The organism is Streptomyces sp. NPDC037301 (assembly GCF_055602785.1).
In genome coordinates this window covers 299,375-312,936 of record NZ_JBVJWD010000005.1, presented here as the reverse complement: position 1 = coordinate 312,936, position 13,562 = coordinate 299,375, and the positions used below count along the sequence as shown (strand labels likewise).

Sequence of the window (13,562 nt, the reverse complement as noted above, 5' to 3'; positions counted from 1 at the left end):
CGCGGGGCGGGTCACCCCATGTTCACAGTCACGGAACGCGGGTCGAAGCCGAAGGGAAGCTCCAGGCGGTGGGTGCGCATCAGTTCCTCGTCGCAGAGCAGATCCTGGGTACGGTCGTCGGCGGCGATGACGCCCTCGCTCAGGACGACCGCGCGCGGGCAGAGCTCCAGGGCGTACGGCAGGTCGTGCGTGACCATGAGCACAGTGACGTCCAGGGACCGCAGGATGTCGGCGAGCTCGCGCCGCGAGGCCGGATCCAGGTTGGAGGACGGCTCGTCCAGCACCAGGATCTCCGGCCGCATGGCAAGGACGGTGGCGACGGCGACGCGGCGGCGCTGGCCGAAAGAAAGATGGTGCGGCGGCCGGTTCGCGTACTCCTCCATGCCGACCTGCCGCAGGGCTTCGGTGACGCGTTCCTCCAGTTCGGCGCCGCGCAGCCCGGAGGCGGCGGGACCGAAGGCGACGTCCTCGCGGACGGTGGGCATGAAGAGCTGGTCGTCGGGGTCCTGGAAGACGATGCCGACGCGCCGGCGGATCTCGGCGAGGTTGCGCTTCTCGACCGGGAGACCGGCGACCCGGACGGTGCCCGCACCGGCGTCGAGGATGCCGTTGAGGTGGAGGACGAGGGTGGTCTTGCCGGCTCCGTTCGGGCCGAGCAGGGCGACGCGTTCGCCTCGGGCGACTGTCAGGTTCACCCCGAAGAGCGCCTGGTGGCCGTCGGGGTAGGCGTAGGCGAGGCCGCTGACCTCCAGGGACGGCGCGGGGGCGGTGGGCATGCTCATACGGTCCATCCCAGCAGACAGATGATGAGGGCGAGTACGGGGAGTGCCGAGGCGTGCGCCCACTGGGTCCTGGAGGCCGTCACCTCGTCGATGACCGGCATGGAACCGGCGTAGCCGCGGCTGACCATCGCGAGGTGGACGCGTTCGCCGCGTTCGTACGACCTGATGAAGAGCGCGCCCGCCGATTTGGCCAGCACACCCCACTGCCGTATCCCGCGCACCTCGAAACCGCGGGAGCGGCGGGCGATCGACATCCGGCGCATCTCGTCGGTGATCACATCGCCGTACCGGATCATGAAGGAGGCGATCTGGACGAGCAGCGGCGGCAGCTTGAGTCGCTGGAGGCCGAGCAGCAGCGAGCGCAGTTCGGTGGTGGAGGCGAGGAGCATGGACGCGGCGACGCCGAGGGTGCCCTTGGCGAGGACGTTCCAGGCGCCCCAGAGGCCGGGGACACTGACGGAGAGGCCGAGGACGTGGGTCTGCTCGCCGGGCACCACGAACGGCATGAGCAGCGCGAACGCGACGAACGGCACCTCGATGAGCAACCGCCCCAGCAGGAAGCCCGCGGGGATGCGGGCCAGTGCGGTGACGGCGCCGATCAGTGCCGCGTACAGCGCGAACGCCCACACCGCCTCGCGCGGCGTCGAGACGACGACCACGACGAAGCAGAAGGTGGCGGCGAGCTTGCAGTGCGGCGGCAGGTCGTGGACAGGTGACTGCCCGTGCCGATAGAGCCTGTGTGCATGTCCGGCGCCCATGTCAGACGGTCTCCTCGGTGCGCGGGGTGCCGACGGGCGCGTCCGGCGTGCGACGGCGGCGGACCACGTAGAAGACTCCGCTGCCGACCACGATCGTGGCGCCGACACCGATCACTCCGGCGAGGCCGCCCGAGATCCGGGCGTCGGAGACGTCCTTGACGCCGTAGTCGGCGAGCGGGGAGTCCTTGGCTGCGTGCTCCTCGGTCTTCTTGTCGATGCCCTGGTCGGCGGCGACCTTCTCCAGGCCGTCGGGGCTGGCTGAGGCGTAGAAGGAGACGAGGCCCGCCAGGACGAGGGCGGTGACCAGGCCGGTGGCCCAGATTCCCCGGGTGGAGCGGGCGGCGACGGGGGCGACGGACTGCCGGGCGGGGGCGTCGACGAGCTCGCCGCCGACCCGGAGCTTGAGCGGGGCGGTGAGTCCGCGGGCGCCGTGGACCAGATCGGGACGTACGGCGACGACGGCGCCGACGGTCAGGGCGGTGATCACGGCTTCGCCGATACCGATCAGTACGTGGACGCCGACCATGGCGGTGAAGACCTTGCCGATCGGTATGTCGGTGGTGCCGCCGATCCAGTAGATCAGCGTGAAGACGCAGGCCGCGGCCGGTACGGAGACCAGGGCGGCGACGAAGGACGCGGCCGTCACGGAGCGGCGGGTGCGCGGCAGCACGCCGACCAGCCCCCGGAAGAGGGCGTACGCGACGACGGTGGTCGTGATGCCCATGTCGAGCACGTTCACGCCGAGCGCGGTGAGGCCGCCGTCGGCGAAGAGGATGCCCTGCATGAGCAGTACGACGGAGATACAGAGCACCCCGGTGTAGGGCCCGACCAGGATCGCGGCGAGCGCACCGCCCAGCAGATGCCCGCTGGTGCCCGCCGCGACCGGGAAGTTCAGCATCTGTACGGCGAAGATGAACGCGGCGACCAGGCCGGCGAGCGGAGCGGTGCGTTCATCGAGTTCACGGCGGGCGCCCCGCAGGCTGACGGCGACGGCACCCGCGGCGACGACTCCAGCGGCGGCGGAGACGGGAGCGTTGATGAATCCGTCGGGTACATGCATGGGGAGGCTCCGCTTCCTGCGATCCTGCGTTGCCGCGGACGGTGTCGTGAACCGTTCGATGATAGGGCCTTGTTGCAAACAGATCGCAAGAGCGGGGATGTCACAGCTGGCCGCTCATCGTACTCATATCGGAAAATATGGGACATTGGTTGGTGAAGCAGAACGCACAGGAGGAGTCGGCCCATGCCCCCCGCGATCCATGAGCAGGCCGAGGCCTGGCTCGTCAATGACACCCCTGACCTGCCGGCGGTGCCGGTCGACCTGCTGTACGACGCCGACGACGACCCGCGTACCGTCCATGTCGCCTTCCCCGGCGGCATCGACTGGGCGTTCGGCCGCGACCTGCTCGAACGCGGACTGCGCTCCCCCGCCGAGCGCGGCGGCATCCGGGTGTGGCCGTGCGGACGGGCGCAGCTGGTCGTGGAGCGACGCTCGAAGGAGGGCGTGGAGGTGGTGCAGTTCGACAACGCGCCACTGATCCGTTTTCTGCACCGCACACACGACGAGAACGCCGCCGGTCCCGCACCCATGACGCACACGCACGCATGACACAACACGCATGCATGACGCACACGCATGACAGAAGCCCCGCACGGGGGCTTCTGTCGTTGCCCCGGTCCCCCGTCCCCACAGGTAACCGGCGCATCCGGGGGCCGCGCTCCGCTCAGGCGCGGACCCCGGAGGCTCTACGGCCCGGCCGTACCGCTCGGACTCGGGCCGGGCCCGGCTCAGACGCGGATGAGCTCACCCTCGGCGTCACCGCCGTGTCCGTCGCGGCCGGTGCCGCCCTCGGGCGTCTGGCCGAGCTCCTTGCGCAGCCCCTCACCCTCGACGTCCACGTTCGGCAGGAGGCGGTCCAGCCAGCGCGGCAGCCACCAGGCCCGCTTGCCGAGCAGGGCGAGGACCGCGGGCACGATCGCCATCCGGACGACGAACGCGTCGAAGAAGACGGCGATGGCGAGCGAGAAGCCGATCATCTTGATCATCTGCTCGCTGGAGCCGATGAAGCCGGCGAAGACCGCCATCATGATCACGGCCGCTGCCGTGACGACCCGGGCGCCGTGCTTGAAGCCGGTGACGATCGCCTGGCCGGGCTTCTCGCCGTGGACGTACGCCTCCCGCATCCGGGTCACGAGGAAGACCTCGTAGTCCATGGCGAGGCCGAAGACCACACCCACCATGAAGATCGGCATCATGGACATGATCGGGCCGGTCTGTTCCACGCCGAAGAGCGAGCCGAGCCAGCCCCACTGGAAGACCGCGACGACCGCGCCCAGGGCCGCGACGACCGAGAGCAGGAAGCCGAGGGCCGCCTTCAGCGGCACCAGCACCGACCTGAAGACCAGCATCAGCAGCAGGAAGGCCAGGCCGACGACGAGCGCCAGGTACGGCAGCAGCGCGTCGTTCATCTTCTGCGAGAAGTCGATGTTCATCGCCGTGGAGCCGGTGACCAGGACCTCGGCGCCCGTGTCGGACTTGATGTCCTTGCCCGTGTCACGGATCGCGTGGACCACGTTCTCGGTCTCGGTGGAGCTCGGCCGGTCCTTCGGGACGACGGTGATCATCGCGGTGTCGCCGGCCTTGTTGAACTGGGCCGGGGTGACGGCGACGACGCCCGGGATGCCGGAGATCTCGTCGGAGACCTGCTTGGCGGCGGTCTTGCCGTCGGAGCTGTCCGCGGTGTCGACGACGACCATCAGCGGCCCGTTGAAGCCGGGGCCGAAGCCGTCGGAGAGCAGGTCGTAGGCGCGCCGCTGGGTGGTGCTGGTGGGCTGGGAGCCCTCGTCGGGCAGGCCCATCTCCAGGGACGCGGCCGGTACGGCGATCGCACCGAGGCCGATGACTCCGACCAGCAGCACCCACACCGGCTTGCGCAGCACGAACCGCGCCCAGCGGGTGCCCATGTTCGGCTTCGCCTCGGGCCGGCTCTCCGCCTCGGCGGCCTTGCGCGCCTTGCGTCCCATGACCCGCTTGCCCGCGAAGCCCATCATCGCCGGGACCAGGGTGAGCGCGATGAGGACGGCGATCGCGACCGTGCCGGCCGCGGCGAAGCCCATCTTCGACAGCATCGGGATGTTCACGACGGCGAGGCCGACCAGGGCGATCACGACGGTGAGACCGGCGAAGACGACCGCGGAACCGGCCGTGCCGACGGCCCGTCCGGCCGCTTCCTCACGCTCCCGGCCATCGGCCAGCTCGGCGCGGTAACGGGAGACGATGAACAGCGCGTAGTCGATGCCGACCGCGAGGCCGATCATCATCGCGAGGGTGGAGGTGGTGGAGCCCAGGTCGAGCACGTTCGCCAGGGCCGTGATCGTCGAGACGCCGATGCCGACCCCGATCAGGGCGGTGAGCAGCGGCAGCCCGGCGGCGATCAGCGAGCCGAAGGTGATGACGAGCACCACCGCGGCGATCGCGACACCGATGATCTCGGTGACCCCGGTCTCCGGCATCACCAGGAGCGCGTCACCGCCGATCTCCACGGTCATCCCGCTCTTCTGCGCCGCGTGGCCCGCGTCCTCCAGTGCGTCCCGGGTCGCGTCGGTCAGCTCCATCGAGTTGACCTTGTAGGACACGGAGACGTACGCCGTGGAGCCGTCCTTGCTGACGGCGTTGCCGGTGTACGGGTCGGTGACCGAGGCGATCTGGTCCGAGCCGGACTTCAGCTCGCCGGCGATCTTGTTCACCTCGGCCTTGTTCGCCGGGTCCGTCATCTTCTGGCCGTCGGAGGCCTTGAAGACGACACGTGCGGTCGCGCCGTCGGCGCCGGCGCCGGGGAAGCGCTGTTCCAGCAGGTCGAAGGCCTTCTGCGCCTCCGTACCCGGGATCGAGAAGGAGCTGGAGGTGGCGGTGGACGCGGAGGCCGCGCCGAATCCGGCGAGTGCCAGCAGTGCCACCCAGATCAGGGCGACATAGCGGCGGCGCCGGAAGGCGAGCCGTCCGAGCTTGTAGAGGAATGTGGCCACGGAGGCGTACTCCCGGTCAGGTCGTGTGAGTGGAAAAGGGCGTGAGGAACCAGCCCGACGACGAGAGCGGCGTGTCAGGTGGGGCTTGGGGAGGGGGCCGTGCGAAGGGGACGGGAGGGTCGGACTCCGGAGCCGGCCAGGATCTTCAGCCGACTCCGAGTGCGGGGAGAATCACGGAGTCGACGTAGTCGGTGAGGAACGCCTGGTCGACGGGGCGGTCCTCGACCAGCTGCCGAGCGGTGAACGCACCGATCAGCATGTGCGATACATATTTCAGCGCCGGATGATCCGGACGCAGTTCACCCCGGTCCACGGCTCGGCGCAGCAGTGTGTTGAGGCCGGTCATCTCCGGCTCGATCAGCAGTTCGCGCAGGGCCTGGAGCAGATCGGGATTGTCGTGGACGGCATGGCTCAGACCCCGCATCAGCGCGGAGTTCTTCTCCATCTGGCAGTCGTCGGTACGGCTCAGTGCGGCGTGGAAGTCACCGCGCAGCGATCCGGTGTCGATCTCTGCGAGGGACACCGGCTTGTTGTGCCGCAGGGCCGTGACGACCAGCTCGGGCTTGCTCCCCCACTGGCGGTAGAGGGTGGCCTTGCTGGAACGGGTGCGGGCGGCGATGGCGTCCATGGTCAGGGCGTCGTAGCCGACTTCGCGGAGCAGGTCGAGCACGGCGGCGTACAGCTCGCTCTCGCGCTCGGGCGTGAGCCGGGTGCGCGCCATGTGCCGACCTCCTGTTCGCGTTTCCGTTCGCGACTCCCGTACAGGAGTCAATCGAACGAAACTGTTTCGTACACATCGACGGTACTCCGCCCGCTCAGCGAAACGAAATCGTTTCGCTTGTGTTCCGCACCACAAGTTGCCGGGGCCCTCCAGCGCGGAAAGCATTGGAGGGTGAGTGACGACGTCGCGTATCTCCGTTTCCCGCACCTCCACGAGGATCTGCTCTGCTTCGCGGCCGAGGACGACCTCTGGGTCGCTCCCCTCGCCGCCGAGGGACAGCGGCCCGGCCGCGCGTGGCGGGTGACCGCCGACCGGACCAGAGTCGGCCACCCGCGGTTCTCCCCCGACGGGAGTCGTATCGCGTACACGACCTGGCGCAGCCTCGACCCCGAGATCCATCTCGCGCCGGTCGAAGGCGGCCCGGCGCGCCGGCTCACCTACTGGGGGTCGACGGACGCCCGGGTCTGCGGCTGGACCCCCGATCCGGGCGACGCCTCCCAGATCCTCGCCGTGTCCTCGCACAACCAGCCGTTCTCGTACGTCTCCTGGGCCTACGGCCTCCCCACGGACGGAAGCCCCGGCGGCAAGCTGCCCTGGGGGCCGGTCTCCGACATCGCGGTCGCCGACATCGACGGCGAGCGGCGCACTCTGCTGCTCACCGGCAAACCACCGCACGAACCGGCCTCCTGGAAGCGGTACCGGGGCGGCGCCATGGGGCGGCTGTGGCTGCACGGCAAGCGGCTGCTGCCGGACATCGGCGGCCACCTCGACTCCCCCATGTTCGTCGGCGGCCGGATCGCGTTCCTCTCCGACCACGAGGGCGTCGGCAATCTGTACTCCTGCCTGCCCGACGGCAGCGATCTGCGCCGCCACACGGATCACGACGCCTTCTACGCCCGGCACGCGTCCAGCGACGGCAGCCGGGTCGTCTACCAGTGCGCGGGCGATGTGTGGCTGGTGGACGACCTGGAGTCACCGGACGCCGTGCCGCGGAAGCTGGAGGTACGGCTCGGCGGTCCGCGTGCCGGACGGCGTACGTACCAGGTGCCGGCCGCCAGCAATGTCGACTCGCTGTCCGTGGACGAGACGGGCCGGGCCAGCGCCGTCTCCGTACGCGGCAGCCTGTACTGGCTCACCCACCGCGACGGCCCCGCCCGGACGATCTCCGGCACCCCGGGGGTCCGGGTCCGGCTGCCCGAGATGCTCGGCAGCGGCGGCCAGGTCGCCTACGTCACGGACGCGGACGGCGAGGACGCGATCGAGATCGCCTACCTGCCGCGCGCCAGCGGCGACCGCGAGCCGCGCCGGCTGGCCTCCGGACAGGTCGGCAGGGTCCAGGAGCTGATCGCCGACCCGGACGGCGAGCGCCTGGCGATCGCCACGAACGACGGGCGGCTGCTGCTCCTGGACACGGACGAGGAGTCCACCGGCGAACCCACCGAACTGATCCGCTCCGTCAACGGCCCGGTCCGGGACATGGCGTTCTCACCGGACGGCGCCTGGCTGACCTGGTCGCACCCCGGGATCGGCCGTTCGCTGCGGCAGATCAAACTGGCGCGCATCCTGGGGTCCGGCGCCCCGGTGATCGTCGATGTCACCAACGGCCGCTTCGAGGACGAGAATCCCGTCTTCACGGGCGACGGACGCTACCTCGCCTTCCTCTCCTGGCGTGGCTTCGACCCGGTGTACGACGTCCACACCGGGGACCTTTCCTTCCCGCTGGGCTGCCGCCCGTACCTGGTGCCGCTCTCCTCGGCCACGCCCTCCCCGTTCGCCCTGTCGCCGGAGGGCCGCCCGGCGGCGGGCGGTCTCGACCCGGCCGACGACGTCGTCGTCGAGCCCGGTACGGGTGAGGGGCCGTCCACGGTCACGGTCGAGTTCGAGGGCCTGGAGAACCGGGTGACACCGTTCCCGGTCTCCGCGTCGAAGTACTCGGCCCTTCATCCGGTCAGTGGCGGCGGGCTCGTCTGGCTGCGCTGGCCGATCTCGGGCGCGCTCGGCGAGACGTTCGCCAACCCGGCGGACATGTCGGGTCGCCCCACGCTCGAACACTTCAACATCTCCAAGGCCAGGAAGACCGAACTCGTCGGCCATCTGGACTGGTTCGCGGTCAGCGGCGACGCGACGCGGCTGGTCGTCATGGACGAGGGCGAGCTGCGCGCCGTCCCCGCCGCCGAGACCGGCGACAGCGACTCGACGGTCTACATCGATCTGCGCCGCATCCTGCACGAGGTCGACCCGGGGGCCGAGTGGCGGCAGGCATACGGGGAGGGCGGCCGCATCATCCGCTCGTACTTCTGGGAGCCGGACATGTGCGGCATCGACTGGGACGGCGTGCTCGACCAGTACCGCCCGCTGGTCGAACGGGTCGCCTCCCCCGACGAGTTCGCCGATCTGATGCGCGAGGTCCTGGGCGAACTGGGCACCTCGCACGCGTATGTGGCACCGGCCCGCCGCAACGAGGGCCCGCCGCACTACCAGCGGGCGATCGGGATGCTCGGCGCGAACCTGGTGTGCCGGGACGGCGACTGGACGATCCGGCGCATCCTGCCCGGTGACTCCTCCGACTCCAAGGCCCGTTCCCCACTGGCCGGTACGGGCATCCGGGAGGGCGCGGTCCTCACCCATATCGACGGCCGCCCGGTCGACCCGGTGACGGGCCCCTACCCCCTCCTCTCCGCAGCAGGCGGCACCACGGTAGAACTCACCTTTCGCCCGTCCGGCAGTGAGGGCCACTCCCGCCGGGTCGCGATCGTCCCGCTGGTCGACGAACGGCCTCTGCGGTACCAGGACTGGGTGGCCAAACGCCGTGAAGTCGTACGGAAGTTGAGCGGCGGCAAGTGCGGGTATCTGCACATCCCCGACATGGGCGGCTCGGGCTGGGCCCAGTTCAACCGGGACCTGCGCATGGAGGTCTCCCGCCCGGCCCTGATCGTCGACGTACGCGGCAACGCGGGCGGCCACATCAGCGAGTTGGTGGTCGAGAAACTCACCCGCACGATCCTCGGCTGGGACCTGACGCGCAACGCCCAGCCGGTCAGTTACGCCTCCAACGCCCCCCGGGGCCCGGTGGTCGCCCTGGCCGACGAGGCGACGTCCTCCGACGGCGACATGATCACCGCCGTGTTCCGCCTGCTGAAACTGGGCCCGGTGGTGGGCCAGCGGACGTGGGGCGGCGTGGTCGGCATGACCGGCCGGCACCGGTTGGGCGACGGCACGGTGATCACGGTGCCGATGAACGCGGCCTGGTTCGACGCGTACGGCTGGTCGGTGGAGAACTACGGCGTCGAACCGGACCTGGAGGCCCTGCGCACCCCGCTCGACTGGGCCGAGGGCCGGTACGCGGTACTGGACGACGCGGTGCGGGTGGCCCTGGACCTCCTGGAAGCACACCCGGCGGCGACCCCTCCGACCTACGAGTCGGTCCCGGACCGACGGCGTCCGCCCCTGCCGCCACGGTAACCGGCCCCTGTGCCGAACGGACCTCGTCATCCCCGCGTCCGCCTGGACGCCGTTCGTCGAGGCCGTCAAGGCGTCCTGACCCGCCGCAGCGTCCCGAAGAACCTCCGGGCGGGCAGCCGTAGTTCGTGGACGTAAGCGGAACGTGAGCAGGACGTCAGCGGCGAGCTGGAGAGTGGGAGCGCCGACAGGTCGGGCCGGTTCACGGCCGGGCCGGGCCCGGCAAACAAGCGTTGCGTTCGAGCGAACAAGGGATTCAGGATGAAGAGGATCAAGGCTGCTGTCCTCACGGCCGCCGTCGTCGCCGGTATGGCCGTGGCAACCACCCCGGCGCAGGCGGTCAGCTACTGCAACGTGGGTGGCGGCACGATCATCTGCGAGTACGGCGTGAGCACCACGACGCTCCCCGACGGCACGAAGCAGGAATTCGCGATCGGTACCGACCGGGCCGTGTGGACGCGCTGGACAAACTCCTCCGGGGGTTGGACCTCGTGGACGTCCATGGGCGGAGAGTGGTACAGCTCGGTCGGCATCCGCACGCAGCAGGTGCACCCCTACCTCTTCGCCCTCGTCCTCAAGGGATCCGACGGCTGGTTGTGGGCCAACTGGCGTGACTACGGAGGCAACTGGACCGGCTGGTCCCACCTTCCCGACCCGACCTGAGCCGAGCGAGCACCGGGCGGCAGATGCGTGGGACGCCGGCCCTTCCCTTTCCCGCCCTCGGCCGCCGCGGTCACACCGTGCGGAGGAAGTCTTCGAGGGCCGCGTTGAAGGCGTCCGGGCGTTCCACGTTGGGGTAGTGGGCGGTGCCCTCGATCGACATCGCGCGGCCGTCGGGGACGGTGCGGATGAGGCGTTCGGCCATACCGATGTGGTCGGGTGAGTCGAGGGCGCCGTTGATGGCCAACACGGGGACGTCGATCCCGGCGGCACGATCCCAGGTGTCAGTCATCGGGACGAGCCAGTTGGGCTCGTCGGGGGTGTGCTTGGACAACGTGCCCCGCGTCATCCTGCGCAGGCGGCCGACGGCCTCGGGGTCGAGGTCGTCGAGAGTGTGGTGCGGGCCCGCCGCGAACAGCGTGAACGCCTCGACCGAGGCGTCCAGGTCACCGGCGGCCATTGCGGCCTGCCACGCGGCCCAGGCGCCGGTGGTCCAGGGATCGGTGAAGTACGGCTCGCTGGTCCCGGCGCCGCTGACGACCACGGCGCTGACCAGTTCCGGGTGCTCCAGCGCGGTGTCGACCGCGACGCTGGCGCCCATGGAGACGCCCACCAGGACCGCCGGACCGGTGTCCAGGTGGCGCAGCAGCGCGGCGAGATCGTCGGTGTGCCGGAACGGCGCGGCGGCGTTGGCGGACTGTCCGTGGCCGCGGGCGTCCGGCGCGATGACGCGGTACCGCGGAGCGAAGAACGGGATCTGGTCGTCCCACATCGCGTGGTCCAGGAAGCCGCCGTGCAGCAGGACGAGGGGACGGCCGGTGCCGGTGTCGAGCCAGAACAGATCATTCATGACAACCAAGGTGTCATTGTCGCGACAGAATGACAACCCAGATGTCATCATGGTGAGGTGAGTGAGACAGACCGGAGCCGCGCGTCCGAAGAGCAGATCGACCGGCTGACCGAGGTGTTCGACCTGGTGGGGCCGCTGTACCGGCGAACCCAGCGCAAGGTGGAGCAGGACGTGTCCGTCCAGGGGCTGTCGGTGGGAGTGCGGGCCGTGCTGAGCCTGCTCCGCGAGCACGGGCCCATGACCGTTCCCGAGATGGGCCGGGCCCAGGCGTTGAGCCGCCAGTTCGTGCAGCGCATGGTCAACGACGCGACCGCTCTGGGTTTCGTCGAGTCCACACCCAATCCGGCCCACAAACGGTCCTCCCTCAACCGGCTGACCGAACAGGGCCGACTCGCCATCACGGCCGTGACCGACCGCGAACGCGCGATTCTGAGCCAGGTGGGCGGCGACCTCACTGATACCGAGGTCGATGCCTGCCTCCGGGTCCTCTCCCGCCTCCTCGACCTCATGGGCGACGACGACGTCGACTGACGAGCCGGGCCGCCCAGCGGTGGCCGGGCCGCTTCCCTACGGCCTGCGGCACCCCCACCCGGCGGCCCGTGCGAAGCAGACCGCCGTCCTTCTTCGCACGAGCCAACTGACCTGGGAAGACGCGGTCCGCGGTGAGGCCCGGCGGGACCGTGGGACCGGGACGGTGGCCATGGTGTACTTGCCGGGTCCGGAGGCCCGAACCGTTCCGCCGGCCGGCTCGTCGCCCGGTCGCGATCCTCTCTCGGCAGGAGCAAACGACGTGCACCAGCTCACGTACGACGACATCAAGGCCGCCACCGACCGGATTGCCGGGCACGTCCGCCCGGTCGCCGTCGCCCCCGTCGACCCGGGAACGATCCGCACAGCCGAGGGCGGCGCCCTCGACGCCCGGTCCGAGGAGCCCTGCGAGGTCTGGTTCGCGCTGGAGTTCATGCAGCACACCGGCTCCTTCAAGGCGCGCGGCGCGCAGAACTTCATCCAGGCCCACCGCGAAGCCGGCACCCTGCCGGACGCGGGGGTGACCATCGCCTCCGGCGGCAACGCCGGGCTGGCCTGCGCGTGGGCCGCCCAGCAGCAGGGCGTGCGCGCCACGGTGTTCCTGCCGACCGTCGCCCCGGCGGTGAAGGTGGCCAAGCTCCGCAGCTTCGGGGCGGACGTGCGGCTGGTCGGCGCCGAGTACGCCGAAGCCCTCGAAGCGTGTGAGGAGTTCGCCGCCTCGTCCGGCGCGCTCGCCGCCCACGCCTACGACCACCCGCTGATCGCCGCCGGGGCCGGCACCCTGCTGGAGGAGATCCACGCCCGGATCCCCGGTCTGGACACCGTGGTGGTCTCGGTCGGCGGCGGCGGCCTGTTCGCCGGTGTCGCCACCGCCGCGCAGCACCACGGAATCCGCACGGTCGCCGTCGAGCCGGAGAACTGCCGGGCACTGAACGCCGCCATCGAGGCCGGTCGCCCGGTCGACGTCCCCGTCGACTCGGTCGCCATCGACGCCCTCGGCGCCCGCCGCGCCACCGTGCTGGCCCTGGACGCCGCCCGCCGGGACGACGTCCGCTCCGTTCTGGTACCGGACGGCGAAATCGTCCGCGCCCGCCAGGAGTTGTGGGATCACCGCCGCGTCGCCGTCGAACACGCCGCCGCCACCGCACTGGCCGCGCTCACCGCCCCGGGCCTCCCGACCGGGCCGGCGGCACCGAGCCGCGGCTACCGGCCGGGCAACGGAGAGCGGGTCGCCGTCGTGCTGTGCGGGGCGAACACCGACCCGAGCGACCTGGTGCACCCGGCCGGGAGCTGACCTCCGGTCGCCGGCCCGGCCGTACCCCGCACCGCGTCACGAACCGTGCCGTGGGGCAGGTTCTACGGCAAATCCCAGGAGTGTTGCCCGTTCTCCAGCGGGTCCGCACGGGCCGATGTCCGCTCGTGGTGCCGCGGCTCCAGCAGGGTCCGGTCATGACCACGGAACATCCCAACTCGTGGGCTGCCGAGGCGATCCGGCGAGTAGAGGCAGACGGCCGGCATCTGACACCGACGCCCCTGCGCCCGCTTCCGCGGCGCGGGCCGGGGAGCCGTACGCCGCGATCCGCCCGAGCGTCCGGCCTTCCGTTCCCCGGCGCCCAGCGGCAGACCATGTCCCGGGCGCCCAGGGGCAGGCCGTCCACCACTCCGACACGTCCGCCCCGCGATTCGCGGCGGGCGCTCCGAGCCCGGAAGCCCTGATCCGCGCCACGCGCAAGGGGCGTACCCGGAAACCCGGGCACGCCCCTCACCAGACAACGCGC

At 70.7% G+C, this 13,562-nt stretch carries 11 protein-coding genes; 5 read left to right on the top strand and 6 right to left on the bottom strand.

Annotated elements, in window-relative coordinates:
* Positions 1 to 11 precede the first annotated feature (11 nt).
* The 3 genes from ACZ7IB_RS12085 to ACZ7IB_RS12075 are packed head-to-tail and all read right to left on the bottom strand — an operon-like array spanning position 12 to position 2,600.
* Positions 12 to 782, bottom strand: a complete 771-nt coding sequence (locus ACZ7IB_RS12085; protein ID WP_114244991.1) for an energy-coupling factor ABC transporter ATP-binding protein — start codon at positions 780 to 782, stop codon at positions 12 to 14.
* Entirely contained in the window at positions 779 to 1,540 is a 762-nt protein-coding gene (cbiQ, locus tag ACZ7IB_RS12080; RefSeq protein WP_470911767.1) for a cobalt ECF transporter T component CbiQ, read from the bottom strand. The genes ACZ7IB_RS12085 and cbiQ overlap by 4 nt, the downstream gene beginning before the upstream one ends.
* Position 1,541: 1 nt before the next feature.
* Positions 1,542 to 2,600 (bottom strand): energy-coupling factor ABC transporter permease, encoded by a 1,059-nt coding sequence (locus ACZ7IB_RS12075; protein WP_470911765.1) that lies wholly within the window; start codon positions 2,598 to 2,600, stop codon positions 1,542 to 1,544.
* 183 nt (positions 2,601 to 2,783) lie between these two features.
* On the opposite strand from ACZ7IB_RS12075, the gene ACZ7IB_RS12070 reads away from it, so the two are divergent.
* The gene (locus tag ACZ7IB_RS12070) at positions 2,784 to 3,149 is read left to right on the top strand and encodes an SsgA family sporulation/cell division regulator (RefSeq protein ID WP_470911763.1); all 366 of its coding nucleotides are present in this window, start codon (positions 2,784 to 2,786) and stop codon (positions 3,147 to 3,149) included.
* A 179-nt stretch (positions 3,150 to 3,328) separates the two neighbouring features.
* On the opposite strand, the gene ACZ7IB_RS12065 is transcribed toward ACZ7IB_RS12070, so the two are convergent.
* Both ACZ7IB_RS12065 and ACZ7IB_RS12060 read right to left on the bottom strand, forming a co-directional pair.
* The gene (locus ACZ7IB_RS12065) at positions 3,329 to 5,566 is read right to left on the bottom strand and encodes an MMPL family transporter (protein ID WP_470911762.1); all 2,238 of its coding nucleotides are present in this window, start codon (positions 5,564 to 5,566) and stop codon (positions 3,329 to 3,331) included.
* A gap of 145 nt (positions 5,567 to 5,711) precedes the next feature.
* Complete coding sequence (locus ACZ7IB_RS12060) at positions 5,712 to 6,287, bottom strand: TetR/AcrR family transcriptional regulator (RefSeq protein WP_327274728.1); 576 nt, start codon at positions 6,285 to 6,287, stop codon at positions 5,712 to 5,714.
* 171 nt (positions 6,288 to 6,458) lie between these two features.
* On the opposite strand from ACZ7IB_RS12060, the gene ACZ7IB_RS12055 reads away from it, so the two are divergent.
* Both ACZ7IB_RS12055 and ACZ7IB_RS12050 read left to right on the top strand, forming a co-directional pair.
* On the top strand, positions 6,459 to 9,749 hold the full coding sequence (locus tag ACZ7IB_RS12055; RefSeq protein WP_470911756.1) for a S41 family peptidase: 3,291 nt from the start codon (positions 6,459 to 6,461) through the stop codon (positions 9,747 to 9,749).
* A 258-nt stretch (positions 9,750 to 10,007) separates the two neighbouring features.
* Positions 10,008 to 10,409, top strand: a complete 402-nt coding sequence (locus tag ACZ7IB_RS12050) for a DUF8189 domain-containing protein (protein WP_398631032.1) — start codon at positions 10,008 to 10,010, stop codon at positions 10,407 to 10,409.
* A 70-nt stretch (positions 10,410 to 10,479) separates the two neighbouring features.
* Here ACZ7IB_RS12050 and ACZ7IB_RS12045 read toward each other — a convergent pair whose 3' ends face one another.
* Positions 10,480 to 11,256, bottom strand: a complete 777-nt coding sequence (locus ACZ7IB_RS12045; protein ID WP_470911753.1) for an alpha/beta fold hydrolase — start codon at positions 11,254 to 11,256, stop codon at positions 10,480 to 10,482.
* Between the two features lie 57 nt (positions 11,257 to 11,313).
* On the opposite strand from ACZ7IB_RS12045, the gene ACZ7IB_RS12040 reads away from it, so the two are divergent.
* Together ACZ7IB_RS12040 and ACZ7IB_RS12035 are read left to right on the top strand one after the other, a co-directional pair.
* Positions 11,314 to 11,787, top strand: coding sequence for a MarR family winged helix-turn-helix transcriptional regulator (locus ACZ7IB_RS12040; RefSeq protein WP_470911751.1), 474 nt, complete (start codon positions 11,314 to 11,316; stop codon positions 11,785 to 11,787).
* Positions 11,788 to 12,046: 259 nt separating this feature from the next.
* Complete coding sequence (locus ACZ7IB_RS12035) at positions 12,047 to 13,078, top strand: threonine/serine dehydratase (protein ID WP_470911748.1); 1,032 nt, start codon at positions 12,047 to 12,049, stop codon at positions 13,076 to 13,078.
* Positions 13,079 to 13,562 lie beyond the last annotated feature (484 nt).